Here is a 26,313-nt window from a genome sequence, read left to right on the forward strand (position 1 = left end):
CGGGAGGACTACACCATGACAACGAAACCTGTGCTCGGTATTAGCGGATGTTTGACCGGATCCGCCGTTCGCTTTGACGGCGGACATAAGCGCATGGGCTTCATCATGGATGAGCTGGCCCAGTGGGTGAATTTCAGGCCCGTCTGCCCGGAGATGGCCATCGGCCTGCCGACGCCTCGCCCGGCGCTGCGTCTGATCGTCACGACAGACGGTGAAACGCAGATGCGCTTCAGCCACGCGCCTCACGAAGACGTTACGCAGAAAATGGCCGACTTTGCGGCAGATTATTTGCCGAAAATCGGCGACCTCGCAGGCTTTGTTGTCTGTGCAAAATCCCCAAGCTGCGGCATGGAACGCGTGCGGCTGTACGATGAAAACGGCAACCGGGGCCGCAAGGAGGGGGTCGGGCTGTTCACCGCCGCCCTCCTTGAAACCTTGCCGTGGCTGCCCGTTGAAGAGGATGGACGCCTGCACGACCCGGTGCTGCGGGAAAACTTCGTCGAGCGCGTTTTTGCGCTGCACGAACTCAACACGCTACGTAAAAATGGCCTGACCCGCCGCGCGCTGCTGGACTTCCACAGCCGCTATAAGCTTCAGCTGCTGGCGCACCATCAGGCGGGTTACCGCGAAATCGGCCCGTTCGTTGCCTCGCTGCACGAGTGGGAAGACCTGGACGCTTTCTTCGTGGCGTACCGGGAAAAGCTGATGACCATCCTGAAAAAACCCGCCTCGCGGAAGAATCACACCAACGTGCTGATGCATATTCAGGGCTATTTTCGTAACCAGCTCAACACCCGCCAGCGCGGCGAGCTGCGCGATGTGATCCTGCATTATCGCAACGGACAGTTGCCTATCCTCGCGCCGATCACGCTGCTGAAGCACTACCTGGCCGAATACCCCGACCGGTATCTGATGACGCAAAACTACTTTGATCCCTATCCTGATGATTTGGGTCTGCGTCTGGCAGTCAAGTGATGAAAAAAATGCGAAGGCCCCATTGACCCATAGAGGCCCAAAGCAGTACCCCGTTTAGACGACATCCTCACTGTCGTCTCTTTTTTGCATTTCATCTTAAAGACTGTGATTATATACAGGCTTATTCTGCAAAAGGGGCCTGCCTGTGATCAACACCCTGCACATACAAAACTACCGCTCCATCCGCGAGATGTCGCTGGAGCTGGAGCAGCTCAACATCGTCTTCGGGCCGAACGGTACCGGGAAATCCAATATTTACAAGGCGATACACCTGATGCACAGCGCCGCGCAAGGGCAGTTTTCCCAGGCGCTGGCGAACGAGGGCGGCATTCTGAAGGTGTTCTGGGCAGGCAAAACCCGCAGCGACCAGCTGCGGCGGATGAATCTGGCGGTAGAAACTGAGACCTACGAATACGAACTGCAGGTCGGTTTTGTGGAGAAGCTGCCGTATCCCTCACAGTTTCAGCTCGACCCGGTGATCAAAGAGGAGTCCATCTGGCTGAGCGGCCAGCACCGTCGACCGTCGTCACAGCTGATGAAGCGCAGGAATCAGGCCGTGTTTCTGAACAACGTGCATCACGAGAAAGTGACCCACAGCGGCACGCTGTACGAGAACGAATCGGTATTCGGACAACTCGGCGAACCGCACCTTTACCCGGAAGTGTCGCAAATGCGCGAGTCCCTGCGTAACTGGCGATTTTATCATGAGTTTTCTGTATCAATCGGCTCGGCGATGCGCGCTCCGCAGGTTGGTTTCCGCTCCCCGGTGCTGGCCAGCGACGGCGCTAACCTGGCAGCGGCGTTTCAGACTATCGTGGAGATTGGCGACGAGCTGCTGCTGATGCGTATCCTTGACCAGGCCTTCCCCGGCTGCGTGTTTTACAGCGACAACAGCGGCGGACATTTTCGCATGATGATGCAGCGCGAGGGGCTGAGCAGGCCGCTGGAACCGGCGGAGTTCTCCGACGGCACCCTGCGCTTTCTGTGCCTGGCGGTGGCGCTGTTAAGCCCGCGCCCGCCGGCGTTTATCGCATTGAACGAACCGGAAAACAGCCTGCACCCACAGATGCTGCCCGCCCTGGCGAGCTTAATCGCCGAGGCCAGCCGCTACTCGCAGATCTGGCTCACCAGCCACTCGCCGGAGCTGGCGACGTTGATTGAGAAGCACAGATCGTTTTCCCTGTATCAACTGTCGATGGCGGAGGGGGAGACGAGGGTGGAGAGGCTGGGGTAAGTGTTTGTTTCCTTTATTACTTTTCTCCAGTCATCCCTCTCATGGTCGCCATCAACGACGATGATGATTTCCGCAGGTATATGCTTCAGCGAATTCAGGGCTCGCGATACATTATCCAATTTATTGTTGTCAGTTTCTGCTGGCTGGATAATCTGTAAACATTGGTTATCAGATGAGAAAATTAAAATGGATATTGCACTTTTCCCTGGTCAGAACACCCGTGCATGGGCTGAAACAATGATTAACCTTGAAGCCCGAAAGCTTATCAATACTGCGAATATTGTCGGAGGGCAACATCTCAGCGACGGACTCGCACGAATTAAATTTATGGATGATATTCGGCAATTTGTAATGCAACAGTTTAGCGCTACCCGGGCGGCCAGAAGTCATGATGAGTGCATGGAATGCCTGAAAAACATCCGGGCTGAGAACGAAAGTCTTCTTGATCAAAGCAGAATGCTTCGCTCACGTACAGCTCAGCTTTTTGCTCAGATTGAACTGGTTAAAGAAAATAACAAAGTCATCGGTTACTTTATCTCGTCGATAAAGGTTGTACTTTCTGGGTTACAGATTGTTGCAGGCGTTGGTGCAATGATGACAATGAATCCAGTGGGTGCGCTTGCAGGAGCGATTCTGGTTATGGATGGTGCAAATGCTATTTCAAAAGAAATTAACAGAACGCTTCAACATCAACCAAATTCTGAAGGTATGCTGGCAGATGGCGTCATGGATATCGCTCAGTTTATGGGATTTAAACGTGAATCAGCACTGGGAGTCTTCAACAGCGTAAGCCTGGCAGCAAGCGTCTATACGGTATTTGGCGCCATCCGAAAACCCGAATCATGGCGTCTGTTTCGCTATCTCCCGCTGGATTTCTACCGCAAGGTAGACGGTATGAATCGCGCAGCGCTCACTATGAAAATTGTCGGCTGGGGTGTCTCTGCAAAAGTCTCGTTTGATTTAATTTCTAATGCGTCTGGCCAGAACTAATGTATTTCTTTCTGTAGCGCCAGGCTTTGTAGGTAATGACCGGGGGTTGAAAAAACCAGACAATCGCCAACACGATGAAAAGAGAGATGCCCCCGGAAACAAGATTGTAATGTTCAGCGAAAAAAATAAGCGCCAGGAAAATCAGAGCCACAGCCGCAGTAATACACAGAACCATGATAAATCGCTTACCTAACTCAAGCACGACCTCGAGCAAGGATGAACCATAACGACTGATGTTTCGGTTCAGATACGCTAACTCTTTTACGGTGAAACCTGATTCAAGTAACTGCGTTTCAATATTGTTCATGCCACTACCTTTTCTTCTGGAAAGTAACGTGCAATATCTTAACCGGAAGAGATGCGTCTTGTAACCCGTCTGATACATCAGCATTTTCAGCAAAAAAAACAGGACCACGCTAAAAAGACACTGGCGCTAAAGTAGAAAATAATAGATTACGGTGTTTAAAGCGCGCCTTAAACTGCTGTCGCCAGGTGACGGCGGAATTAAATCCCACCAGCTCCGCCACGCTCTCAACGGGCATATTTCCGGCTTCAAGCAAAATCTGGCTGCGCCGCAGGCGTTCGGCGGTAAGCCAGTCGGCGACGCTCATCCCCGTGGCTTTAACAAAATGACGAGTCAGCGTGCGGCGGCTCATCGAAACCACCTCCGCCAGCGAGTCCAGACTATGCGGTTCGGTGATGTGCTGCTGCAGGTAGTCGATCAGGCAGTTAATACGTGCGTCACGGGTATCTTTCGGAACCGGCTGGGCGATGAACTGCGCCTGCCCGCCCTCGCGATGGGGCGGTACAATCATCCGACGGGCAATCTGGTTGGCGACGACGCTGCCAAAACGCTGGCGAATGATGTACAGGCAGCAGTCCAGCGCAGCCGCGGTACCGGCAGAGGTGATGATATTGCCGTCATCCACGTAGAGGGCATTGATATCCAGCTGGACGTTCGGAAAGAGCGACTGGAAGTGATGTTCAAACTCCCAGTGGGTGGCGGCCCGTTTACCGTCGAGGATCCCCGCCCAGGCCAGCACAAACGACCCCAGACACAGGCCGACAATTTCCGCGCCGTTGTCTCTCGCCAACACCAGGCTGTCGAGCAGCGCCTGAGGCGGCCGTTGAAGGACGTGCTGCCAGTAGGGAACGACAACAATGTCGGCCTGCCCGATGGCGGTGTAATCCTGCGTGGCGTTGAGGGCAAACCCGTCTTTTGAGGTAAGAAACCCCGGCGTTTCGGCGCAGATCGTCACGTTAAAGCGCTTTTCGCCGGAGACCGAATCACCAAACAGAATGCAGGGAACGGAGTAGTGGAACGGGCTGAACCCGTCTACCGCGACAATCGCGACGTTGATTAGCGACATCTGTCTCTCCTTTCCCGTTAACGCACTCAGAATATAACGGTTTCGCCATCCTGGGGAATGCTCACCACATCGCTCACCTGGTTGGCTTCGACGTACTCACGCAGCGCGCTGCGGGTCAACAGGCAGTGGTTAATCGCCTCCATGTGGCTCGCGACGATTTTAGCCTGCGGCAGCAGGAAATGGACGTTAAGCACATCTTCCTGCCCCATAATAATGGGCCCAAAGCCGATGACGTGGGCATAACCGGCGTTCAGTACCACCACATCCGGCTGGTGTTTTTGCAGATCGGCTGCCACCTCTTCGCGCCAGATGGTATCCCCGGCAAGATAGAGCGTCTTCTCATCAGGATGACGCAGCACCACGCCACAGGCCTCGCCCAGCCGCTCCGCCAGTTCTGGCACGGCGTAAGCGCGATCGGTCCCGTGCTGGCCGCCGTACGTTTTCGCAATCCGAACCTCCCCAAAGGTGGTCTCGTCGGTCATGATCGTCAGGTTGGTAAATCCCTGGCTGCGCAGCAGCGCGGCGTCACGATCGTTTTGCACGTAGATCGGTTTGTCTTTGGCGATCAGCTCTGCCGCGGTGCGATCCCAGTGATCGTCATGGGTATGGGTGACGATCACCGCGTCAGCGTCAAGCAGCGTATTGACATCGACAGGGAGTTCGACCGTCGGGTTACGGCGTTCGGCATGCGCCGTACCGGGAAAGCCCGGATAAGCGCCTTTCGAGGCCAGCATCGGGTCGATTAAAAGGCGTTTTCCGGCGTAGGTAATCAGCAGGGTGGCATTGCGAATTTGGGTAATGTTCATGGGCTATCCTCCGGTTGGTGTGATAAGGAGGATAGCCAGCCGTCACAATTGGTGCTGTGGGCTAAAGGGGGATTACCGATGGAATCGGGCCATTTTCATCACCGCGTTTTCTGCCGGCACCTTTACCAGCCTGGCACCGCCCCGCCGTTAAAGATCGTCTCTGCCGCTTTCGCCACTTCCGGTGACTGATAGGACTGGATAAACGCCTTCACGTTCTCCGCGTCTTTGTTGTCTTCGCGCGTCACCACGATGTTCACGTACGGCGAGTTTTTATCTTCAATAAAGACGCTGTCATGCACCGGCGATAGCCCTGTTTGCTGAATATAGGTAGTGCTGATGATGGCGACATCCACTTTCGGGTCGTCCAGCACGCGCGGCAGCTGTGCCCCTTCCAGTTCCATGATTTTCAGCTGCTTAGGGTTGGCGGTAATATCCAGCGCCGTCGGCAGCAGCCCGGTGTCCGGCTTCAGGGTGATGAGCTTCTCTTTTTGCAGCAGCAGCAGCGCGCGGCCAAGGTTGGTCGGATCGTTTGGAATGGCGATAGTCGCCCCGTCCTTCAGGTCAGAGACGGATTTGATTTTGTGGGAATAGCCGGCCATCGGGAAAACAAAGGTGTTGGCCACGGCGACCAGCTTGTAGCCATGCGCCTTGTTATCTTCTGCAAGGAACGGGCGATGCTGGAAGACGTTGGCATCCAGCTCTCCCTGGTTAGTGGCATCGTTGGGCAATAGCGAGCCGCTGAAGCCGACCAGCTCCACGTCCAGGCCATATTTTTCTTTTGCCACCTTTTTGGCGACTTCCGCCACGTCCTGTTCAGCGCCGTTGATGACGCCCACTTTTATGTGTTTGGCATCGCTGCCACTTTGATCGCACCCTGCCAGCAGCAGGCCAGCGAGAACCAGAGCACCCAATCGACGTTTCACGAGACAGTTCCTTTTGCTGAATGTTGTAGTGACTATATCGACAACGAGGCGGTGAAATAAAAAACGAAAAAGAATCAATAAGAAGGATAAGTTATATGCGGGTATGGCCGGGTGACGCTGCGCTTACCCGGCCTACGGATTCAGAGCTTAAAGGACTTTCGCCAGGTAATGTCGCTGCATGCCCGGGTACGGATAATCCTGCAAAGACATCTGCAGCTGGTACCCCTGTTTTTCATAGAACGGACGCGCCTGGAAGCTGACGGTATCCACCAGCGCATGCTTGCAGCCTTTGCGTCTGGCTTCATCTTCCGCCGTTTTGATAAGCTGGCTGCCCACGCCGGTACCCCGCACGGTGTCGCTGACCCAGAGAAAATCGATATTCAGCCAGTCACCTTTACGCACCCCAATGAGCCCGCCGAGCATGACGCCTTTATCGTCTCGTACATAAACGCCAATGTCGCCGCTAAAGTTTGTCAGATCGATAAACTGTCCGTTATAGGCTCTTAACCCCACAAATAGCTCTTCTTTTTCTGCGGGTGTTACATTATAAGTAATGCTCAGGTGCATATTCCTCTCCTTATTTTCCGCGCAATTTGAATATCTCACAGCTTAACCTTCATAAAAACTCCTAATTTCCTCCATTTTTTTAATACAGAAACATTCACTCAATAACTAAATAAAAAAAGCCTTTCCAATACGCACCTAAAACGTATACTGAGAACGATCATTCTCACTTTTACACGGTAGACGATGATGAGCACAAAGCTGGAAGAACGACAAAAACAACGTCAGGACGAAATCATCACCGCCGCGCGTCGCTGCTTTCGCGCCAGCGGATTTCACGCCGCCAGCATGTCGCAAATTGCCAGTGAGGCGAAGCTTAGTGTCGGGCAAATTTACCGTTATTTCAGTAACAAAGACGCGATTATTGAAGAGATGATCCGCCGCATTATCGACTCACGCATCGAAGGGATGCAGGACAAAACGGTGGTGGAAGGGATGCCGCAGGCGCTCGCCTGGCGTCAGACGCTCAACGAAGACGACGATGCGTTGATGCTCGAAATGTCTGCCGAGGCGACCCGTAACCCGCAGGTGGCGGCCATGATGATCGCAGCCGATGCCCGGATGTTTACCAATGCCTGTGCGCACCTGAAAAAACAATTTCCCCATCTGAGCGATGAACATATTCGCTGCTGCGTGGAAATTACCGCGGTGATGATCGAAGGCACGATTTACCGTCGACTCACGCCTTTAAAAGTACCATCAGAACAATTAGAGCCTATCTATCAGAATATTTTAAATATGCTTTTCTCTGCGAAGTAATCGCATGTGAATAATTAGCGGGAATAAGTAATTTCCCAACTTAACATTTCCGGCCATGCCGGAGATGCGGTATCGCTGTGCCTTTAAATAGCCCCCCTCCCTGTTGATCCTTTAACAGGGCAGGCATCGTTCACCCTGGAAAAAGATTATGAAAACCATAACAACCTCCATCGCGGCATTACTCCTCCTGACCGGGTGCGATAATGCGCAAACATCTGCTCCCCAGCATCCTCTTCCGGATGTGGGGATTGTCACCCTCATGAGCCAACCGGTCTCCGTCGTCAGCGAACTCACGGGCCGCACCACCGCCGCCATGAGCGCCGAAGTGCGCCCGCAGGTGGGCGGCATTATTCAGAAGAGGTTGTTCACCGAAGGCGATACCGTGAAGGCCGGACAGGCGCTGTATCAAATTGACCCTTCCAGCTACCGCGCGGCGTTTGATGAAGCCGCCGCGGCGCTGAAACAGGCCCAGGCGCTGGTGCAGGCCGACTGCCAGAAAGCCCAGCGCTATACGCAACTGGTGAAAGACGACGGCGTGTCGCGTCAGGACGCAGAAGACGCGAAGTCCACCTGCGCGCAGGACAAGGCCAGCGTTGAATCAAAGAAGGCCGCGCAGGAGAGCGCGCGCATTAACCTCAACTGGACCACCGTCACCGCGCCGATTGCCGGACGCATCGGCATCTCCTCCGTCACCCCCGGCGCGCTGGTCACCGCCCAGCAGGATACCGCGCTCGCCACCATTCGCGGGCTGGACAGCATGTACGTCGACTTAACTCGTTCCAGCGCCGATCTGCTGCGTTTACGCAAGCAAACCCTTGCCACCAATAGCGATACGCTAAGCGTGTCGTTAATCCTCGAAGACGGCAGCACCTACAGCGAGAAAGGCCGCCTGGCGTTAACCGAAGTGGCGGTGGATGAATCAACCGGCTCGGTCACGCTGCGCGCCGTCTTCCCGAACCCGCAGCATCAGCTCCTGCCGGGCATGTTTGTCCGCGCCAGGGTGGATGAAGGCGTCATGAGCGACGCGATCCTCGCGCCGCAGCAGGGCATCACCCGTGACGCCAAAGGCACCGCCACCGCTCTGGTGGTCAATGCCAGCAACAAGGTCGAGCAGCGTCAGCTGGAAACGGGTGACACCTACGGCGACAAATGGCTGGTGCTGAGCGGCTTGAAGGCGGGCGATAAGCTTATCGTCGAAGGCACCGACAAGGTGACCGCCGGGCAGGAAGTGAAAGCCGAAGAGATGAAAGCCAGTGGAGGAAACGCCTGATGTTTTCCCGTTTCTTCGTGCGTCGCCCGGTCTTTGCCTGGGTTATCGCCATTCTTATCATGCTCGCCGGGATGCTGGCGATCCGCACGCTGCCGGTGGCGCAGTATCCGGACGTCGCCCCGCCGTCGATTAAAATCTCCGCCACCTATACCGGTGCCTCCGCGCAGACGCTGGAAAACAGCGTAACGCAGGTGATCGAGCAGCAGCTGACCGGGCTGGATAACCTGCTCTACTTCACCTCCACCAGCAGCTCGGACGGATCGGTGAGCATTACCGTCACCTTCGAGCAGGGCACTGACCCGGACACCGCTCAGGTGCAGGTGCAGAACAAAGTCCAGCAGGCGGAATCGCGCCTGCCCACCGAGGTGCAGCAGTCCGGGATCACCGTCGAAAAATCCCAGAGCAACTTCCTGCTGATCATGGGCGTGTACGATAAAACCGACACCGCCAGCAGCTCGGATATTGCCGACTGGCTGGTGAGTAATATGCAGGATCCGCTGGCGCGCGTGGAAGGCGTCGGGAGCCTGCAGGTGTTCGGGGCGGAATACGCGATGCGCATCTGGCTCGATCCGGCGAAGCTGGCGTCCTACTCGCTGATGCCGTCCGACGTGCAGAGCGCGATTGAAGCGCAGAACGTGCAGGTCTCCGCCGGTAAAATCGGCGCGCTACCCTCGTCGAACGCCCAGCAGCTGACCGCCACCGTCCGCGCCCAGTCGCGCCTGCAGACGGTGGATCAGTTTAAAAACATCATTGTGAAGAGCCAATCCAACGGCGCGGTGGTGCGCATCAGCGATGTCGCCCGCGTGGAGATGGGCAGCGAAGATTATACCGCCACCGCGAAGCTCAACGGCCACCCGGCGGCGGGTATGGCAGTCATGCTTTCACCGGGTGCGAACGCGCTCAACACTGCGACGGCGGTGAAAGATAAGATTGCCGAGTTCAAAAAGTCGATGCCGGAAGGCTACGACGTGGCCTACCCGAAGGACAGCACCGAGTTCATCAAGATCTCCGTTGAGGACGTGATTCAGACCCTGTTCGAAGCCATTGTCCTCGTGGTGGTGGTGATGTACCTGTTCCTGCAAAACGTCCGCGCGACGCTGATCCCCGCGTTGGCGGTACCTGTCGTTCTGCTGGGTACCTTCGGCGTGCTGGCGCTGTTCGGCTACTCCATCAATACCCTGACGCTGTTTGCGATGGTGCTGGCGATTGGGCTTTTGGTGGATGACGCCATCGTGGTGGTGGAAAACGTCGAGCGTATTATGCGCGACGAGGGGCTGCCCGCCCGGGAAGCCACCGAGAAATCGATGGGCGAAATCTCCGGCGCGCTGGTCGCCATTGCGCTGGTGCTCTCTGCGGTATTCCTGCCGATGGCCTTCTTCGGCGGCTCCACCGGGGTGATTTACCGTCAGTTCTCGGTCACCATTATTTCGGCGATGTTCCTATCCGTGGTGGTGGCGCTGACCCTGACGCCCGCGCTCTGCGGCTCGATTCTGAGCCACACGACGCCGCACAAAAAGGGCTTCTTCGGCGCGTTTAACCGCTTCTATAGCAGGACCGAGCGCGGTTATCAGAACAAGGTGCTGCGCGCTCTGCGCCGTTCCGGCGGCATGCTGGTCATCTACGCCCTGCTCTGCGGCGCGATGGGCTTCGCCATGCTTAAGCTGCCGGGCAGCTTCCTGCCGACGGAAGACCAGGGCGAAATCATGGTGCAGTACACCCTGCCAGCCGGCGCGACGACGGTACGTACCGCCGAAGTCAGCCGCCAGGTGCGCGAGTGGTTCCTCACCAAAGAGAAAGCCAACACCAACGTGATCTTCACCATTGAAGGCTTCAGCTTCAGCGGCAGCGGCCAGAACGCCGGGATGGCGTTTGTCTCCCTAAAGAACTGGTCAGAGCGTAAAGGCGATGCAAACACGGCTCAGGCCATCGCCCTGCGTGCCACGCAGGAACTGAGCACCATCCGCGATGCGACCATCTTTGCGATGACGCCGCCTGCGGTGGACGGCCTGGGCCAGAGCAACGGTTTTACCTTTGAGCTGATGGCCAGCGGCGGCACCGACCGCGATGCGCTGCTGAAACTGCGTAACCAGCTGATTGGCGAAGCCAACCAGGACAGCTCGCTGCACGCCGTGCGCGCCAACGATCTGCCGCAGATGCCGCAGCTTCAGGTGGATATCGACAACAACAAGGCCGTGTCGCTGGGGCTGTCCCTGAGCGACGTCACCAACACCCTCTCCAGCGCCTGGGGCGGGACCTACGTGAACGACTTTATCGATCGCGGCCGCGTGAAAAAGGTCTACATCCAGGGCGACAGCGACTATCGCGCCGTGCCGTCCGATCTCAACAAATGGTATGTGCGCGGCAGCGACAGCACCATGACCCCGTTCTCCGCCTTCGCCACCACCCGCTGGGAGTATGGCCCGGAAAGCCTGGTGCGCTACAACGGCTCGGCGGCGTATGAGATACAGGGCGAAAACGCCAGCGGCGCGAGCTCCGGCACGGCGATGAGCAAAATGGAGCAGCTGGCAAACAGCCTGCCGTCCGGCAGCACCTGGGCGTGGAGCGGTTTGTCTTTGCAGGAAAAACTGGCAAGCGGTCAGGCGATGAGCCTCTATGCCCTTTCCATTCTCGTGGTGTTCCTGTGCCTGGCGGCGCTGTATGAGAGCTGGTCGGTGCCGATTTCGGTCATCCTGGTGATCCCGCTTGGGGTGCTGGGTGCGGCGCTTGCGGCCTCCCTGCGCGGCTTGAGTAATGACGTCTACTTCCAGGTGGCGCTGCTCACCACCATCGGCCTGTCGTCGAAGAACGCCATCCTGATTGTCGAGTTTGCCGAAGCCAAAGTCGCAGAAGGTTACTCCCTGACGCGCGCCGCCCTGCGTGCCGCCCAGACGCGTCTGCGTCCCATCATCATGACGTCGCTGGCGTTTATCGCAGGGGTGACGCCGCTGGCCGTTGCAACCGGTGCCGGTGCCAACAGCCGCGTGGCAATTGGTACCGGCATTATCGGCGGAACGCTGGCCGCGACGCTGCTGGCGATCTTCTTCGTCCCTTTATTCTTTGTACTGGTGAAACGTCTGTTCTCCGGTAAACACGCGAACCGGAGGTCATAATGTTTCGTGTCACTGTTTTAGCGTTAGCCCTGCTGAGCGCAGGGTGTGTGTCGTTAGACCCTACCTATCAACGCCCGGACGCTCCCGTCCCGGCGACCTTGCCCGGCGCGCACGGCGAAGCCACCGCCGTGGTGAGCCAGTGGCAGCAGGTGATGAACGACGCGAGGCTGAAAAGTGTGGTGACGATGGCGCTGAACAGCAACCGCGACGTGCAAAAAGCGATCGCGGATATCGACGCCGCCCGCGCACAGTACGGTGAAACGCGCTCGTCCCTGTTTCCGACGGTGGACGCCGAGCTGAGCCACACCCGCAGCCGCACGCTGGCAAGCGGTGTTGCGACAAGCGACGAAGCCAACGGCGCGGTCTCCAGCTTCGAGCTGGATCTGTTTGGCCGCAACCAGAGCCTCTCCCGCGCCGCGCGTGAAACCTGGCTTGCCAGCGAGTTCACCGCGCAGAACACGCGCCTTACGATGGTTAGCGAGCTGACCACGGCCTGGGTGACGCTGGCGGCGGATAACAGCAACCTGGCGCTGGCGAAATCCACAATGGAGAGCGCGGCAAACTCGCTGAAGATTGTGAAGCGCCAGCAGGAAGTGGGCGTCGCGGCGGCTACGGACGTCAGTGAAGCGATGGCGGTTTACCAGCAGGCGCGCGCCAGCGTAGCAAGCTACCGGACGCTGGTGATGCAGGACAAAAACGCCCTCAATCTGCTGGCGGGCGATACGGTGCCGGAGAACCTGCTGCCGGGCACGCTGGAGAGCCTGAGCGATAACGCCATCACGCTGATCCCGGCGGGCGTCAGCTCCAGCGCGCTGCTGCGTCGCCCGGACATACAGGAAGCCGAGCATAACCTGCTGAGCGCCAACGCCAATATCGGCGCGGCGCGCGCCAACTTCTTCCCGACCATTTCACTGACCGCCAGCGCGGGCGTCGGCAGCGACTCGCTCTCCTCCCTGTTCAGCCACGGGATGAAGGTCTGGTCATTCGCGCCGTCCATCACCCTGCCGCTGTTCAGCGGTGGCAACAATCTGGCGCAGCTGCGTTATGCAGAAGCCGAGAAAAAAGGGTTAATTGCGACCTACGAAAAAGCCATCCAAAGCGCGTTTAAAGACGTAGCCGACGCGCTGGCGCGCCGTGAAACGCTCAGCGAGCAGCTTGATGCCCAGCGAGAATACGTGGCGGCCGAGCAAAAAACGTTGGATGTGGCAACGCGCAGCTATAAGGCGGGCGCGGGGGATTATCTGACGGTACTGACCGCGCAGCGGTCGCTGTGGTCGGCGCAGGAATCGCTGATTGCGCTGCAGCAAACCGACCTGGAGAACCGCATCACGCTGTGGCAGTCGCTGGGCGGGGGGATCCAGTAACCTTATCGGTGGGCGATTCTCATGCGCAGAAAAGAGAAAATCATACTTTCGACTGGAATCGCTACACTGAATGTAACGATATATTTCATGGGAAGCCTGTGACGTCTAAAGGGGGTTGTTGATGAAAGCTGCGCACCTGGTCTGCCTGCTGGTTTGTCTGCTGTTCGCCGCGTTTGTCCATGCTCAGGAAAAAGAGGATCCGGCGAAAGAGGCGCAGATTAAGCAACAGGTCCTGAAAGATATTAAGAAAACCTGTACGCCTCAGAAAAAGCAGAGCGATAAGGCCTGGCAGGAGATGATTTTGTCGTCCGAGGCCAATCAGCTGCTGATCAAAAACGCCATCACCGCCGTGAAGCGCGACAACCTGGACGCCTACTGGGCTGCGGTTGGTCAGGTGGATTGTCTGGAAGATTATTGAGTTCTCGCCGGGTGGCGCTGCGCTTACCCGGCCTGGAAAATGTTTTAACGCTTCCGCACGTCCGGAATGATGAGATCCCCGCGCAGAACATAGGACCCGAGCATCTGCGTTTTCTCCGTCAGCCAGCTTACGATACGCGCCGCCATGGCATCCATTGAATATTCAATCGCCGGGATCACCGGAATCCCCGGCAGGTGCAGCGATCCGGCTAGGCTAAAGACCATAATGTCGTCCGGTACGGATTTATTAAACGCCTGCAGCTGCGGGATCACCCGCTGGGCTTCCTGCTCATCCGCCACCAGCAGCGCGTTGAAGTTCAGCGTGGACGCATTGTTGAGTAATTCCTGAAGCGCAACGGACGAGGAGGTTGCGTCCATAAAGACGAGGTTGCGATTAAAGGGCAGGAAATTTTTCTCCAGCGCGTGCTTATAGCCAAGCAGCACCTGGTCGGCAAACCCGCTGCCGTGCGGGTGGATCAGCGCAATCTGGCGACGCCCCTGGCTGGTCAGATAGTTACAGGCGGTTTCGGCGGCAAAGGCGTGATCGAACTGAATGCTGTTGGAGTAATCAGCCTCCATGCAGTCCACCAGAATGACGTTTTCCATATCCACGTCCAGCGGGAAACGGGCGCCAATCACCAGAATGTCGTCACACAGGCCACAGGAGAGTTCTTCAAGAGCATTCATCACTTCCGCTTTGCTATGGGCGAAGCGCAGCAGCAGGTGTTTTTGATGCTGGCTGAGCTGTTTTTCCAGCGCGTAAAGATAACCGGTGGTCTGGTTAATGTTTTCCTGCGCGCAAATCACCCCAATGCAGCCCGTCGACTGGCTCAGCAGCGACTGGGCAATCACGTTAGGCCGGTAGTTCAGCTCATCCACCGCCTTCAGCACGGCCTGACGGCTGGCTTCCTTAACGCCACGTGACCCACTCAACACTCGCGATACCGTGGCTTTAGACACCCCGGCCAGACGTGATACATCATTGATTGTCGACATCTCTTTCCCCTGGCAGGCTAACCTCGCGCCTGCAAATTCCATAACCGCTACGGCTCACATTATAGCCAGAACGGAGTATATCCGTTTCCGTTTTTCATGGAAACCGATTTTCCGTTTCCACTCAAAATGATGTCAAAACAGCCAAATTATGTGACCCACATCCGGTTAATTAGCCTCATAAGCATTGGATCTTGATGGTTATCACAGTTCTGCTTTTTATAAATGGAAACCGGTTTCCGTATCATGTCCAATCATTCTCGCAATAACTATTTACATTTAGAGGATGGTTGTCGATGTTCAAGATTATGCTGTGTTGTTCTGCCGGGATGTCCACCAGCCTGCTGGTTAGCAAAATGGTCGATGTCGCGAAAGAACGTGGTTTGCCGGTGAAGATTGATGCGTACGGTGTTTCCGAATTTGATACGCAGTTTCCGCAATACCAGGTGGTACTTCTCGGACCGCAAGTGAAATACATGTTACAGACACTCTCAGACAAGGCGGCTACGAAAGGCATTCCGGTGCAGCCCATCGACATGATGGACTACGGCATGCAGCGTGGCGATAAAGTACTGGACTATGCTCTGTCGCTCATCGAAGCGGCACACTAAAAGGTGTTCACATGAGTTCGTTATATCAATCCATGGTCGCGGTGATTGAGCAGTCAATTACCCCGCTGGCCGCAAAGCTGGGTCAGCAAAAGTATGTGATTGCCATCCGCGACGGCTTTACCGCCGCGCTACCGTTTATGATCATCGGCTCGTTTATGCTGGTGTTCATCTTCCCGCCGTTCTCGGCGGATACCACCAACAGCTTCGCCCGCGGCTGGCTGGATTTCTCCCAGACCTACCGCGAACAACTGATGCTGCCGTTTAACCTCAGCATGGGCGTGATGACCTTCTTCATTTCGGTGGGGATTGGGGCGAGCCTGGGGCGTCAGTTTAACCTCGACCCAGTGATGTCCGGCCTGCTGGCCTTTATGGCCTTCCTGCTGGTCGCCGCGCCGTATGCCGACGGTAAAATCTCGACCCAGTATCTCTCCGGTCAGGGCATCTTTACCGCGCTTATCACCGCGATTTACGCCACACGTGTCTATGCGTGGCTGAAGCAGAACAACGTGACCATCCGCCTGCCGAAGGAAGTGCCCACCGGCGTGGCGCGTTCGTTTGAGATCCTGATCCCGGTGATGGTGGTAATCGGTACGCTGCACCCGCTGAACCTGTTCATTGAAGCGCAGACCGGAATGATCATCCCGCAGGCGATCATGCACCTGCTGGAGCCGCTGGTATCCGCATCCGACTCCCTGCCCGCGATACTGCTCTCCGTGCTGCTGTGCCAGATCTTCTGGTTTGCCGGTATTCACGGCTCGCTGATTGTCACCGGCATCATGAACCCATTCTGGATGGCGAACCTCTCCGCAAACCAGGCGGCGCTCGCCGCAGGCGCGGCGCTGCCGCACGTTTACCTGCAGGGCTTCTGGGATCACTACCTGCTGATTGGTGGCGTAGGCTCCACGCTGCCGCTGGCGTTCCTGCTGCTGCGCAGCCGCGCCACGCACCTGCGCACCATCGGCAAAATGGGCATTGTGCCGAGCTTCTTTAACATCAATGAGCCGATTCTGTTCGGTGCGCCGATCATCATGAACCCGATGCTGTTTATCCCGTTCGTGTTTGTTCCGCTGGTCAATGCCTGCCTGGCGTACGGCGCAACGAAGCTCGGCTGGCTGGCTCAGGTGGTGTCATTAACCCCGTGGACCACCCCCGCGCCGATTGGTGCCTCATGGGCGGCAAACTGGGCGCTCAGTCCGGTGATAATGTGCCTGGTCTGTATGGTGATGTCCGCGCTGATGTACCTGCCGTTCCTGCGCGCCTATGAGCGTACGCTGATGAAAAACGAAGAGCAGAAAGCCCAGGCAACCGTCGGTACCGCTGAAGCCGCAAGCAATTAAGTCAAAGAGGAAAGGACATGAAATACGCATTTCCCGATAACTTCTGGTGGGGCAGCGCAAGCTCCGCTCTCCAGACCGAAGGGGCAAGAGAGGGGGAAACCACATGGGATTACTGGTTTGCCCGCGAGCCGAACCGTTTTCACAACGGCGTGGGGCCGCAGCACACCTCCACGTTTTATCAAAACTGGAAAACGGACATTCAGCTGTTAAAGCAGCTGAACCACAACAGCTTTCGCACCTCGATTAGCTGGGCGCGCCTGATCCCCGACGGTATCGGTGAAGTGAACCCGGAAGCGGTCGATTTTTACAATCAGGTCATTGATGAGCTGAATGAACAGGGCATCACGCCGTTTATCACCCTGTTCCATTTCGACATGCCGATGGCGATGCAAGAGATCGGCGGCTGGGAAAACCGTGACGTGGTGGACGCTTACGCCCGCTATGCGCAGATCTGCTTCGAACTGTTCGGCGACCGCGTGCTGCACTGGTTTACCTTCAACGAGCCGATCGTGCCGGTGGAGGGCGGTTATCTGTACGACTTCCACTATCCCAACGTGGTGGATTTCCGCCGGGCCGCCACCGTGGCGTATCACACCGTGCTGGCCCACGCGAAGGCCGTTCAGGCTTACCGCGCCGGACATTACGCGGGTGAGATCGGCATCGTGCTGAACCTGACGCCGTCCTACCCGCGCTCGCAGAACCCGGCGGACGTGAAGGCGGCGCACATCGCGGACCTGATGTTTAACCGCAGCTTCCTTGACCCGGTACTGCGCGGGGAGTATCCGGCCGACCTGGTGGCATTGCTGAAATCCTACGATCAGTTGCCCGCCTGCAGGCCGGAAGACAGCGCGTTGATTGCGGAAGGAAAAATCGACCTGCTCGGCGTGAACTACTATCAGCCGCGTCGCGTGAAGTGTCGCGACAGCGCGGTGAACCCGCAGGCGCCGTTTATGCCGGAGTGGTTCTTTGATAACTACGAGATGCCGGGCCGCAAGATGAATCCGTACCGCGGCTGGGAAATCTACGCGCCGGGTATTTACGATATTCTGGTTAACCTGCGCGACAATTACGGCAACCCTCGCTGCTTTATTTCTGAAAACGGCATGGGCGTCGAAAATGAACAGCGCTTTATTGAAAATGGCCAGATTAACGATCACTACCGCATCGAGTTTATTTCTGAGCATTTAACGTGGCTGCATAAAGGGATTAGCGAAGGGTGCAATTGCCTTGGCTACCATATGTGGACGTTTATTGATAACTGGTCGTGGTGCAATGCCTATAAAAACCGCTACGGATTTATCCAGCTTGATTTAGAGACGCAGCAGCGCACCATTAAGAAAAGCGGAGAGTGGTTTGCCGCCACCGCCTTAAATAATAGTTTTGAAAAAGAGTAATAATGATGATCGCACTAGAAGAAGCCGTAATGGAAATTATCGTCAACGCCGGACAGTCCCGCAGCCTGTGCTTTGAAGCGCTGCACGCAGCGCGTCAGGGCAACTTTGACGAGGCCAAAAGCCTGCTGCACGAAGCCGACGGCTACGCGCGCCAGGCGCACAAGATGCAGACCAAACTGATCGAGCAGGATGCGGGCGAAGGCCGCCAGCCGATGACGTTAATCATGGTGCACGCGCAGGATCATTTAATGAATTCCTTATTAGCGCGTGAACTGTCTGAAGAAATTATTCATTTATATCAGAGATAGTCTATGGCGAAATAAAGTTAATGTAATACCTCTGTACCCTAAATAGAGATCCACTTGTTCTGATGATAGCGACATACTCTGTCAGATCGGAGCGGGATGGTTATTGTCTGAATAAAATTAAACTATATTGAGATAACCATGAATACGATTAAAAAACTTCCATTAACCATGGCGGTTATCGCCGCGCTTTGCCCAATTTCCGTACTCGCACAAGAATTTACCCAGGAGCAAATCGACGCCATTGTGGCGAAAGCGGTAGATAAAGCTTTGGCCGAGCGTCAGGCCAAAATGGATGCGGCGGTTGCGAAAAAAGCGGACGTGGTAACCGAGCCGCAAAGCGCGGCGCAATCCCCGGATATGGCGATCCCGTTCGGCATTAAATTTACCGGCTACGCCCGCTACGGCGCGCACTTCCAGGCCGCCGATCAGAAATACGTGGCGGTGGACGGCTCCTACAACGGCGCGTCCGCGATTGGTCGTCTGGGTAACGAAGGTAACGGCGGGGAATTCCAGCTCTCCAAGGCCTTCAAAGGGGACAACGGCGCCATCTGGGACATCAACGTGATGATCGACCACTGGGGCGACGAGGTTAACCTGAAAAAAGCCTACGCGGGGGTGACCAACATTATGGCCTCCAACCCAAATGCCTACTTCTGGGCCGGTCGTGACTTCCACCAGCGTCCGCAGCAGGGCATCAACGATTACTTCTGGATGAACCACGACGGCCAGGGCGCGGGCGTGAAGAACTTCGACATCGGCGGCGTGCAGTTTGACGTGGCTGCCGTGGCGGCAGTCGAATCCTGTAGTCCGGAAGTGATGGAAGATGAAGCGAACCCGTCGCGCATCACCTGTACCGGCGGTTCCGGCACGGGCGACAAGGGCAACTACGCCGCGACCTCCAAAATCCACGGCATGAAGCTCGGCCCGATCGACATGGAGCTGTACGCCAACTACGGCTTTGACTCCAAAGCGGTGGAGAGCGACGAACGCCTGAACGCCTGGCAGGGCGGCGTGGTGCTGAGCCACACCAACGACAGCGGCGTGAACAAGGTGATCGCCCGCTACTCCGATAACGCGGACAACAGCGTGTTCAACAAAACCGAAGATCTGACCACGGTCTACGCCAGCTTCGAAGGGCTGTATAAATTCACCCAGGCCACGCAGGTGGAGTACATCCTCGCCTTCCACGACTACGACAACAGCCGCGATAAGACCGACAACCGCAAGAACTACAACGCCATCGTGCGCCCGATGCACTGGTGGAACGACGTTCACTCTACCTGGCTGGAAGCAGGCTGGCAGCACGTTGACTACGACAACGGCGGCGACAACAAGGGCTGGAAGCTGACCCTGTCGCAGAACATGTCTATCGCCATGGGGCCGGAGTTCCGTCCGATGCTGCGCTTCTACGTCACCGGCGGCAAAGTGGATAATGAACGCACCGCGCGCGTGAACAATACCAAAGACGAGACGCTCGACGACTTCAACGTCGGCGCGATGTGGGAGGCGTGGTTCTAAGGTCAACAACATGCCGGGTGGCGCTACGCTTACCCGGCCTACGGTTTTCCCCCTCTCCCCGTGGGAGAGGGCCGGGGTGAGGGCATCAGGCCGCACACAACCATGCTATGCTGTTGGCCAATTAACGACAACATAGCAGGGGAGAAAATGGGTTCCACACGCAAAGGGATGCTGAACGTCCTGATCGCCGCCGTTTTATGGGGCAGTTCCGGAGTTTGCGCGCAGTACATCATGGAGAAAAGCCACATTTCTTCGCCTTACCTGACCATGGTTCGCCTGCTGTTTACCGGCGTGATCCTGCTGACGCTCTCCTTCGTTCACGGCGACAAGATTTTCTCGATCATCAAGCATCGTAAAGACGCCCTCAGTCTGCTGTTTTTCTCGCTGGTCGGCGCGCTCACCGTGCAGCTCACCTTCCTGCTGACGATTGAAAAATCCAACGCCGCTACGGCGACCGTGCTCCAGTTCCTGTCGCCGACCATCATTGTGGCGTGGTTCGCCCTGGCGCGGAAAACGCGCCCCGGCGTGTTTGTCCTGTCAGCGATTTTTACGTCGTTGATCGGCACCTTCCTGCTGGTGACCCACGGCGACCCAACCTCGCTCTCCATCTCCCCTGCCGCGCTGTTCTTCGGCATCGCCTCGGCGTTTGCCGCCGCGTTTTACACCACCTATCCGTCAGCGCTGATTGCCCGCTACGGCACGCTGCCGATTGTCGGCTGGAGCATGTTGATTGCCGGGTTAATGCTGACGCCGTTCTACGCCGGGCGCGGCACCACTTTCGTGATTGACGGCGGCCTGCTGCTGGCGTTTTTCTACCTGGTGGTGATCGGCACGGCGCTGACGTTCAGCCTGTACCTGAAGGGCGCGCAGATGATCGGCGGGCCGAAGGCGAGCATTCTGAGCTGCGCCGAGCCGCTGAGCAGCGCGCTACTGTCGGTGGTGTTACTGGGCGTGGCGTTTACGCTGCCGGACTGGCTGGGGACACTGCTGATCGTGTCGTCGGTGGTGCTGATTTCGATGGATTCGCGTAGAAGGGTTAAGGCATCGGCGTAGCCTGATGCCCTCACCCCAACCCTCTCCCACGGGAGAGGGAGAAAAACACTACTTCGCCTTAACCTTCCCCGCCACCAGCAGCGCGGTCAGCAGCATCAGCGTGCCGGAGATCACCAGCGGCGACGTCAGCCCCAGATGGTCGAGCGCCACGCCGCCAATGGCCGCACCGCAGGTGTTCGCCAGCTGGATCACCGCCACCTGAATCGACCCGGCTTTTTCCGCCTGATCGGCAAGCGTTCGGGTGATCCACGTCGACCAGCCCACCGGTACCAGCGCAAAGGCAAAGCCCCAGATAATCGCAATCGCCGAGGCAACCCACTTATCGCTGCCCCACAGCACCAGCACAGCGGCGCTCGCTGCCAGCACCAGCGGCGCCCCTGCCAGCGCCACCTTCAGGGAGCGCTTCAGGAACTGGGACGACAGCGACGTGCCGATAAAGCTGGCGATACCGAAGCTCAACAGCACCAGCGTCAGGCCGTCCACGTCAAAGCCCGCCATGGTCATAAACACCGGACGGATGTAGGTGAAAAAGGCAAACTGCCCGGCAAAGGCCATAAAGATGGCGGTCATCCCCGCCAGCACGCCCGGACGCTTGAGCAGCGCGAACATGTTCTGTTTGTGGTGCGCCGCTTCGCCCGGCAGGGACGGCAGCGCCTTCCACACCCAGATAATGCAGAGCACACCCATCACTGCCGCCGCGTTAAAGACGTTACGCCAGCCGATAATCCCACCAAGGAAGCTGCCCAGCGGCGCGGCAATCACCAGCGCAATAGAGACCGCGCCGAAGATAACGGACAGCGCTTTTGGCACGGTGCGCGCGGGCACAAGGCGCATGGTCAGCGAGGCCGACATCGCCCAGAAGCCGCCTAATCCCAGCCCCAAACAGGCGCGACCGAGCAGCAGCAGGGTGAAGCTTTCCGCGAAAGAGACCAGCAGGCAGGAGAGCGTCAGCAGCACGCTGAACAGAATGACCACTTTGCGGCGATCAATCGCGCCAATCACCTGAGTGATAAACAGGCTGGCGAACATCGCCACAAAGGCGGTGACGGTAACGGACTGCCCCGCCACGCCTTCGGAAATGCCCAGATCCTGCGCCATCGGCGTCAGCAGGCTCACCGGTAGAAACTCAACGGTAATCAGGCAGGCGACGCAGAACGCCACGGAGAAAACCGCCGACCAGTTGGGGCGCGACACCTCTTTGGTCTGCGGTCTGGTTGTGGGCTGGATATGTTCTGTCATGGCGTCACCTGAAGATAAAAACGTGCGGAAAAGTCGCGCAGTTTATCATCAAAAGTGTGACGAATTTAACGTTTAGACAACTTTTGTCGTTTTTAATGATTCGGAAGGCAGATCGGCGGTGACTGATACCTTTTCAGCATAACGAAAATGAAAATTCAGTAACCACAATTGAGGTGAAACAATCATAGCGTCTGAAAAGGAGAAACTATGAAAACACGTACTTTATCTCAAAATCTTACCGTCAGTGCCGTCGGCTACGGTGCCATGGGTCTGAGTGAATTTTATGGCCAGACTGATGACAAAGGCTCACTGCAGGTATTGCATAACCTCATCGATCTGAACGTGACGTTTATTGATACCGCAAATTTATATGGCCGTGGCCATAATGAAAGGCTAATCGGTCACTTTCTTGCCGGGCTGGATAAAAACACTCGCGACCAGTTCAAAATCGCCACGAAGTGCGGCATTGATCGCTCTCCTGACGAGTCCTACGCCCGCACCATCAACAATACGCCGGACTATATCATCCGCTGCTGTAACGAATCCCTTAAGCGGCTTGGCGTGGAGCGAATCGACCTCTTTTATCTTCACAGAGTGAGTAACGCAACCCCGATCGAAGAGAGTATGGATTGTCTGCGCACCCTTGTTAAAGAGGGCAAGATCAACCACATCGGCCTTTGCGAAGTGTCGGCTTCAACGCTGCAACGGGCTCATGCGGTGCATCCGGTCACCGCATTGCAAACAGAATATTCTCTGTGGACACGAGACATCGAGGAAAACATTTTGCCGGTCGTGAAAGCGCTAGGTATCGGCCTGGTGCCCTACTCACCTCTTGGCAGAGGCTTCCTGACGGGAAAATACCTGAACAACAACGATTTTGCAGAAAGTGATTTCCGCAAGAATAACGAACGATTTGTTCAGTCCAGTCTCGATCATAATCGCCAGTTGCTCGATATCATTACCCCGCTGGCGACAAAATACGGCTGTACCGCAGGTCAGATTGCGCTTGCCTGGCTGTTAGCACAATACGATCGGCTGGTTCCCATTCCGGGTACTAAGCACGTCAGCTATCTGGCCGAGAACGCGCGCGCTGCCGATATTGTGCTTGAGAAGAGCGATATCGAATCGTTGAACAACCTTCATCGCCGGGTAGCGATTAAAGGCGATCGTTATTCTGCCGAGGGTATGAAGGGCGTGAATGCCTGATACAGCATCTTAAAAATAAAAAACCGGGTTTCCCCGGTTTTTTTATATCTACGGAAACGCCGTTAGCGATAAACGCTCAACGCGACGCCTTCCCCGCCGCCAACGCACAGTGCGGCAACGCCACGCCTGGCATCATTACGGATCAGGGAGTGAACCAGCGTCACCAAAATTCGGCAGCCGGATGCACCTATCGCATGCCCAAGCGCGATCGCCCCGCCGTATGGATTGATACGATCCGGGGAAATCCCGGCCCGCTGAATCACGGCCAGCGCCTGGGCGGCAAACGCTTCGTTGGATTCGAGATGATCGACATCCTCAGGCTTCCATCCCGAGCGGGAAAGACAGTCGGCAATGGCCTGAATCGGGGCTGCACCCATTAATGCCGGCTGGATACCGGAATTGGAAAATACGCCCAGTGATGCCAGAACCGGCAAACCACGTGCTTCGGCAGTCTCACGCGTACAAAGCAGGACCGCCGCGGCACCGTCATTCAACGATGAAGCATTTCCCGCCGTCACCGTACCCTCTTTTCGGAAGACAGGCTTTAGTTTCGTCAATTTTTCGATACTGGTTGCACGCGGTCCTTCATCCCTCTCCACGCTGATCGTTTCACCTTTTCGCGTCTGCCACTCAACCGGGACAATTTCACGCTCAAAAATGCCACGCGCCTGCGCTTCAAGCGCATTGTGGTGAGAGGCAAGGGCATATTCATCCTGCATTTCGCGGCTAATACCAAACTCCGTCGCAACATTCTCTGCGGTGATACCCATGTGATAATCGTTGAAAGCATCCCAGAGCCCGTCAGAAACCAGGCTATCTTTGAGAGTAATATCACCCAGCCGCGTTCCGCTACGCGACGTCGTGGCGATATGCGGCGCGTTGGACATACTCTCCTGACCACCGGCGATAACAAACTCGGCCTCACCCGTCTGCAGCGCCTGCATGCCAAGATGGACCGCCTTAAGCCCGGACCCGCACACTTTGTTTACCGTCAGACATTGCGTATCTACGGGCAATCCAGCATTCAGTGCCGACTGTCGGGCCGGGTTCTGGCCGCACCCCGCAGTAAGAACCTGTCCCATAATGACCTGAGAGATATCACTGGCTTCTACGCCAGATTCTTTCAGGAGCGCCTGAATGACGCGGCTTCCCAGGCCAGAGGCTGAATGCTCCGCAAGCGCGCCCTGAAATGCGCCCGTCGCCGTGCGGCGGGCTGCAATAATAACAATCTCGCTCATGCGTCACTTCCCTTCAGTCCTGGCAAAGTATGGCCCGTCGCGGCCATTGCCGCGCGGTATGCAGTAAGACCATTCATGCAGGCGGGAACGCCAGCATATACCGCCATCTGTATCACAATTTCAAGCAGCTCTTCCGGCGTCACGCCGGTATTGAGCGCGCCTCGCATATGCAGTTCTAGCTGCGGCATGGCATTACCCAGCGTCACAAGCGAGGCGACGGTCAACATTTCGCGCGTTTTGAGATCCAGTCCCGGACGACCCACCACATCCCCGAACGCATAGTCGGTAATCAGGGCGGGCAGCCCCGGGTCCAGCTCGCTCAGGCGGCGGGTGACTTTATCCGCAAGCCCCGCTTCAAGACGGTCCATAATCTCTCTGCCATAGCGCGTGCGGTCATTAATTTGACTCATAAGATTTCTCCATACGGGATTGTTTTGCGGTCAACGTTGCCGGAATAACCGCGACAAGCAGAACGGACAGACCGATGGCCGTACCGGCGACGATATACAGGAGCGGCATTGAAAATGATGAAACCATCCAGGCACCGACTGACGCACCGATACCAATGGCGGTATTGAAAAATGAAACGTAGATTGCGGAGGCCGGGAAGGCTTTATCCTCTGCCATACGTAAAACCCACGTCTGGAAACCGACAAATATTCCTGATACGGCGACACCCCAGACAACCATACTGGTAAATATCAACGCAGCAGAGAGCGAGGAACCAGACAGGCCCAGGAACAGCAGCACTGCACAGATCAGCAGTACAGACAAAGAGACCGTCAGCTTGAGATACTTATCAATCAACACGCCGGTCAGGAAATTACCTGCCAGACCCGCGATGCCGTAAACAAAAAGCACAGCAGGAATAATGGTGGTGGACAGTAAACTCTGCGTGTGTAGCCAGGGTTCAATGTACGTAAAGGCAGCAAAGTGAGCCGTCACAGCCAGCAAGGTTGCTGAGTAAATTTTCCATAATGTTGACGATTTCAGCACGCCTTTAAGCGCATCCAGCCCGAGCGCGCTTTTGCTGGTAATCCTGGGAACAAGAACGCTAATACCCACAAAGGCAATTACGCTCAGCGCGGCCATCAGCCAAAATGCCTGCCGCCAGCCGAAGTGAATACCAATATAGTTGGATACCGGTACGCCAAAAACGCTTGCTGCGGAAACACCACCAAATACGATTGACGTCGCCGCCCCTATATATCTGGCAGGGACCATAGCCACCGCCGTTGCGCCGATCATCGCCCAGAATGCGCCGTGAGCGAGCGCACCCAGTACGCGGGCGCTAAGCAGCATGCTATAGACGTTTACCGTCGCAGCCATAACGTTAGAGACCAGAAGTACCACGGTAAGCACAAGTAAAAGCCGCTTCTTGGCCACATTCCCTAAAAAGACGGAGGCAAACATCGCACTCAACGCCCCCACCCAGGCATAAAGCGACACGGTCATGCCCACCGCAGATTCCGAAGTCTGTAGCCCCTCTGCGATTGGCGTTAATAATCCGACTGGCGCCAGTTCGGTGGTGACAATAGTAAAGGTTGAAATTGCCAGAATGAATAAAGCAAGCCATGACCTTAACGTCATATTCTGCGGAGTGAGTTCTGAAGTCATACTACTTACCTCAATAT

General features: G+C 56.4%; 25 protein-coding genes. 15 read left to right on the forward strand and 10 right to left on the reverse strand.

Features of this window, described 5'->3' with window-relative positions:
- The first annotated feature begins 15 nt into the window (after positions 1-15).
- From IM313_RS09500 to IM313_RS09510, 3 genes are all read left to right on the forward strand, one after another.
- Positions 16-975 (forward strand): DUF523 and DUF1722 domain-containing protein, encoded by a 960-nt coding sequence (locus tag IM313_RS09500; protein ID WP_041911685.1) that lies wholly within the window; start codon positions 16-18, stop codon positions 973-975.
- A 145-nt stretch (positions 976-1,120) separates the two neighbouring features.
- Entirely contained in the window at positions 1,121-2,209 is a 1,089-nt protein-coding gene (locus IM313_RS09505; protein ID WP_192971836.1) for an AAA family ATPase, read from the forward strand.
- Positions 2,210-3,199, forward strand: coding sequence for a DUF4225 domain-containing protein (locus tag IM313_RS09510; RefSeq protein WP_370528752.1), 990 nt, complete (start codon positions 2,210-2,212; stop codon positions 3,197-3,199).
- Here the strand turns inward: IM313_RS09510 and IM313_RS09515 are convergent.
- From IM313_RS09515 to IM313_RS09535, 5 genes are all read right to left on the reverse strand, one after another.
- Complete coding sequence (locus IM313_RS09515) at positions 3,177-3,506, reverse strand: hypothetical protein (RefSeq protein ID WP_041911688.1); 330 nt, start codon at positions 3,504-3,506, stop codon at positions 3,177-3,179. The two genes, IM313_RS09510 and IM313_RS09515, sit on opposite strands and share 23 nt — an antisense overlap.
- A 109-nt stretch (positions 3,507-3,615) precedes the next feature.
- On the reverse strand, positions 3,616-4,569 hold the full coding sequence (locus IM313_RS09520) for a GlxA family transcriptional regulator (RefSeq protein ID WP_192971837.1): 954 nt from the start codon (positions 4,567-4,569) through the stop codon (positions 3,616-3,618).
- 26 nt (positions 4,570-4,595) lie between these two features.
- Complete coding sequence (locus IM313_RS09525) at positions 4,596-5,375, reverse strand: MBL fold metallo-hydrolase (RefSeq protein ID WP_192971838.1); 780 nt, start codon at positions 5,373-5,375, stop codon at positions 4,596-4,598.
- Positions 5,376-5,497: 122 nt separating this feature from the next.
- Positions 5,498-6,298: a lipoprotein NlpA gene (nlpA, locus tag IM313_RS09530; protein WP_192971839.1), complete on the reverse strand. Its 801-nt coding sequence runs from the start codon at positions 6,296-6,298 to the stop codon at positions 5,498-5,500.
- A gap of 147 nt (positions 6,299-6,445) precedes the next feature.
- Positions 6,446-6,865, reverse strand: a complete 420-nt coding sequence (locus IM313_RS09535) for a GNAT family N-acetyltransferase (protein ID WP_063155222.1) — start codon at positions 6,863-6,865, stop codon at positions 6,446-6,448.
- A gap of 186 nt (positions 6,866-7,051) precedes the next feature.
- Between IM313_RS09535 and IM313_RS09540 the strand changes: the two genes are divergently transcribed.
- The 5 genes from IM313_RS09540 to IM313_RS09560 all read left to right on the forward strand — a co-directional run bounded on the left by IM313_RS09540 (position 7,052) and on the right by IM313_RS09560 (position 13,783).
- Positions 7,052-7,621, forward strand: coding sequence for a TetR/AcrR family transcriptional regulator (locus IM313_RS09540; protein ID WP_192971868.1), 570 nt, complete (start codon positions 7,052-7,054; stop codon positions 7,619-7,621).
- A 148-nt stretch (positions 7,622-7,769) separates the two neighbouring features.
- Positions 7,770-8,891: an efflux RND transporter periplasmic adaptor subunit gene (locus tag IM313_RS09545; RefSeq protein WP_192971840.1), complete on the forward strand. Its 1,122-nt coding sequence runs from the start codon at positions 7,770-7,772 to the stop codon at positions 8,889-8,891.
- Positions 8,891-12,001, forward strand: coding sequence for an efflux RND transporter permease subunit (locus tag IM313_RS09550; protein ID WP_192971841.1), 3,111 nt, complete (start codon positions 8,891-8,893; stop codon positions 11,999-12,001). The genes IM313_RS09545 and IM313_RS09550 overlap by 1 nt, the downstream gene beginning before the upstream one ends.
- On the forward strand, positions 12,001-13,365 hold the full coding sequence (locus IM313_RS09555; RefSeq protein ID WP_059357163.1) for an efflux transporter outer membrane subunit: 1,365 nt from the start codon (positions 12,001-12,003) through the stop codon (positions 13,363-13,365). The genes IM313_RS09550 and IM313_RS09555 overlap by 1 nt, the downstream gene beginning before the upstream one ends.
- A 121-nt stretch (positions 13,366-13,486) precedes the next feature.
- Positions 13,487-13,783 carry a YicS family protein gene (locus tag IM313_RS09560; protein WP_032661999.1) on the forward strand — a complete coding sequence of 99 codons (297 nt, stop codon included), beginning with the start codon at positions 13,487-13,489 and terminating at the stop codon, positions 13,781-13,783.
- 44 nt (positions 13,784-13,827) lie between these two features.
- On the opposite strand, the gene IM313_RS09565 is transcribed toward IM313_RS09560, so the two are convergent.
- Positions 13,828-14,778, reverse strand: a complete 951-nt coding sequence (locus IM313_RS09565) for a LacI family DNA-binding transcriptional regulator (RefSeq protein ID WP_049000269.1) — start codon at positions 14,776-14,778, stop codon at positions 13,828-13,830.
- A 293-nt stretch (positions 14,779-15,071) separates the two neighbouring features.
- Here IM313_RS09565 and IM313_RS09570 point away from each other — a divergent pair, with 293 nt between their 5' ends.
- From IM313_RS09570 to IM313_RS09595, 6 genes are all read left to right on the forward strand, one after another.
- Positions 15,072-15,386 (forward strand): PTS sugar transporter subunit IIB, encoded by a 315-nt coding sequence (locus IM313_RS09570; RefSeq protein ID WP_014830072.1) that lies wholly within the window; start codon positions 15,072-15,074, stop codon positions 15,384-15,386.
- Positions 15,387-15,397: 11 nt separating this feature from the next.
- The gene (locus tag IM313_RS09575; protein ID WP_028014981.1) at positions 15,398-16,723 is read left to right on the forward strand and encodes a PTS sugar transporter subunit IIC; all 1,326 of its coding nucleotides are present in this window, start codon (positions 15,398-15,400) and stop codon (positions 16,721-16,723) included.
- 17 nt (positions 16,724-16,740) lie between these two features.
- A complete protein-coding gene (locus IM313_RS09580) occupies positions 16,741-18,117 on the forward strand; it encodes a glycoside hydrolase family 1 protein (RefSeq protein ID WP_192971842.1) in 1,377 nt (458 codons plus the stop codon).
- A 5-nt stretch (positions 18,118-18,122) separates the two neighbouring features.
- Positions 18,123-18,425 carry a PTS lactose/cellobiose transporter subunit IIA gene (locus IM313_RS09585; protein ID WP_028014979.1) on the forward strand — a complete coding sequence of 101 codons (303 nt, stop codon included), beginning with the start codon at positions 18,123-18,125 and terminating at the stop codon, positions 18,423-18,425.
- 138 nt (positions 18,426-18,563) lie between these two features.
- A complete protein-coding gene (locus tag IM313_RS09590; RefSeq protein ID WP_041911699.1) occupies positions 18,564-19,943 on the forward strand; it encodes a carbohydrate porin in 1,380 nt (459 codons plus the stop codon).
- Positions 19,944-20,090: 147 nt separating this feature from the next.
- The gene (locus tag IM313_RS09595) at positions 20,091-20,996 is read left to right on the forward strand and encodes an EamA family transporter (RefSeq protein ID WP_028014977.1); all 906 of its coding nucleotides are present in this window, start codon (positions 20,091-20,093) and stop codon (positions 20,994-20,996) included.
- 48 nt (positions 20,997-21,044) lie between these two features.
- Here IM313_RS09595 and nepI read toward each other — a convergent pair whose 3' ends face one another.
- A complete protein-coding gene (nepI, locus tag IM313_RS09600; RefSeq protein WP_192971843.1) occupies positions 21,045-22,235 on the reverse strand; it encodes a purine ribonucleoside efflux pump NepI in 1,191 nt (396 codons plus the stop codon).
- 207 nt (positions 22,236-22,442) lie between these two features.
- On the opposite strand from nepI, the gene IM313_RS09605 reads away from it, so the two are divergent.
- Positions 22,443-23,441: an aldo/keto reductase gene (locus IM313_RS09605; RefSeq protein ID WP_192971844.1), complete on the forward strand. Its 999-nt coding sequence runs from the start codon at positions 22,443-22,445 to the stop codon at positions 23,439-23,441.
- Between the two features lie 62 nt (positions 23,442-23,503).
- On the opposite strand, the gene IM313_RS09610 is transcribed toward IM313_RS09605, so the two are convergent.
- The 3 genes from IM313_RS09610 to IM313_RS09620 are packed head-to-tail and all read right to left on the reverse strand — an operon-like array spanning position 23,504 to position 26,296.
- A complete protein-coding gene (locus tag IM313_RS09610; protein ID WP_192971845.1) occupies positions 23,504-24,679 on the reverse strand; it encodes an acetyl-CoA C-acetyltransferase in 1,176 nt (391 codons plus the stop codon).
- The gene (locus IM313_RS09615; RefSeq protein WP_028014973.1) at positions 24,676-25,089 is read right to left on the reverse strand and encodes a carboxymuconolactone decarboxylase family protein; all 414 of its coding nucleotides are present in this window, start codon (positions 25,087-25,089) and stop codon (positions 24,676-24,678) included. Before IM313_RS09615 ends, IM313_RS09610 begins: the two co-directional genes overlap by 4 nt.
- A complete protein-coding gene (locus tag IM313_RS09620) occupies positions 25,076-26,296 on the reverse strand; it encodes an MFS transporter (RefSeq protein ID WP_049000255.1) in 1,221 nt (406 codons plus the stop codon). Before IM313_RS09620 ends, IM313_RS09615 begins: the two co-directional genes overlap by 14 nt.
- Positions 26,297-26,313: the final 17 nt, after the last annotated feature.

Origin of the sequence: Enterobacter cloacae complex sp. P2B, assembly GCF_014895985.1 — a bacterium.
GTDB lineage: Bacteria > Pseudomonadota > Gammaproteobacteria > Enterobacterales > Enterobacteriaceae > Enterobacter > Enterobacter bugandensis.

Bases quoted from the DNA above. Each gene is read 5' to 3' on its own strand.
- IM313_RS09500 (WP_041911685.1), top strand. From the start codon at position 16: ATGACAACGAAACCTGTGCTCGGTATTAGCGGATGTTTGACCGGATCC.
- IM313_RS09515 (WP_041911688.1), bottom strand. From the start codon at position 3,506: ATGAACAATATTGAAACGCAGTTACTTGAATCAGGTTTCACCGTAAAA.
- IM313_RS09520 (WP_192971837.1), bottom strand. From the start codon at position 4,569: ATGTCGCTAATCAACGTCGCGATTGTCGCGGTAGACGGGTTCAGCCCG.
- IM313_RS09525 (WP_192971838.1), bottom strand. From the start codon at position 5,375: ATGAACATTACCCAAATTCGCAATGCCACCCTGCTGATTACCTACGCC.
- IM313_RS09535 (WP_063155222.1), bottom strand. From the start codon at position 6,865: ATGCACCTGAGCATTACTTATAATGTAACACCCGCAGAAAAAGAAGAG.
- IM313_RS09540 (WP_192971868.1), top strand. From the start codon at position 7,052: ATGAGCACAAAGCTGGAAGAACGACAAAAACAACGTCAGGACGAAATC.
- IM313_RS09545 (WP_192971840.1), top strand. From the start codon at position 7,770: ATGAAAACCATAACAACCTCCATCGCGGCATTACTCCTCCTGACCGGG.
- IM313_RS09550 (WP_192971841.1), top strand. From the start codon at position 8,891: ATGTTTTCCCGTTTCTTCGTGCGTCGCCCGGTCTTTGCCTGGGTTATC.
- IM313_RS09555 (WP_059357163.1), top strand. From the start codon at position 12,001: ATGTTTCGTGTCACTGTTTTAGCGTTAGCCCTGCTGAGCGCAGGGTGT.
- IM313_RS09560 (WP_032661999.1), top strand. From the start codon at position 13,487: ATGAAAGCTGCGCACCTGGTCTGCCTGCTGGTTTGTCTGCTGTTCGCC.
- IM313_RS09565 (WP_049000269.1), bottom strand. From the start codon at position 14,778: ATGTCGACAATCAATGATGTATCACGTCTGGCCGGGGTGTCTAAAGCC.
- IM313_RS09570 (WP_014830072.1), top strand. From the start codon at position 15,072: ATGTTCAAGATTATGCTGTGTTGTTCTGCCGGGATGTCCACCAGCCTG.
- IM313_RS09575 (WP_028014981.1), top strand. From the start codon at position 15,398: ATGAGTTCGTTATATCAATCCATGGTCGCGGTGATTGAGCAGTCAATT.
- IM313_RS09580 (WP_192971842.1), top strand. From the start codon at position 16,741: ATGAAATACGCATTTCCCGATAACTTCTGGTGGGGCAGCGCAAGCTCC.
- IM313_RS09585 (WP_028014979.1), top strand. From the start codon at position 18,123: ATGATCGCACTAGAAGAAGCCGTAATGGAAATTATCGTCAACGCCGGA.
- IM313_RS09590 (WP_041911699.1), top strand. From the start codon at position 18,564: ATGAATACGATTAAAAAACTTCCATTAACCATGGCGGTTATCGCCGCG.
- IM313_RS09595 (WP_028014977.1), top strand. From the start codon at position 20,091: ATGGGTTCCACACGCAAAGGGATGCTGAACGTCCTGATCGCCGCCGTT.
- nepI (WP_192971843.1), bottom strand. From the start codon at position 22,235: ATGACAGAACATATCCAGCCCACAACCAGACCGCAGACCAAAGAGGTG.
- IM313_RS09605 (WP_192971844.1), top strand. From the start codon at position 22,443: ATGAAAACACGTACTTTATCTCAAAATCTTACCGTCAGTGCCGTCGGC.
- IM313_RS09610 (WP_192971845.1), bottom strand. From the start codon at position 24,679: ATGAGCGAGATTGTTATTATTGCAGCCCGCCGCACGGCGACGGGCGCA.
- IM313_RS09615 (WP_028014973.1), bottom strand. From the start codon at position 25,089: ATGAGTCAAATTAATGACCGCACGCGCTATGGCAGAGAGATTATGGAC.
- IM313_RS09620 (WP_049000255.1), bottom strand. From the start codon at position 26,296: ATGACTTCAGAACTCACTCCGCAGAATATGACGTTAAGGTCATGGCTT.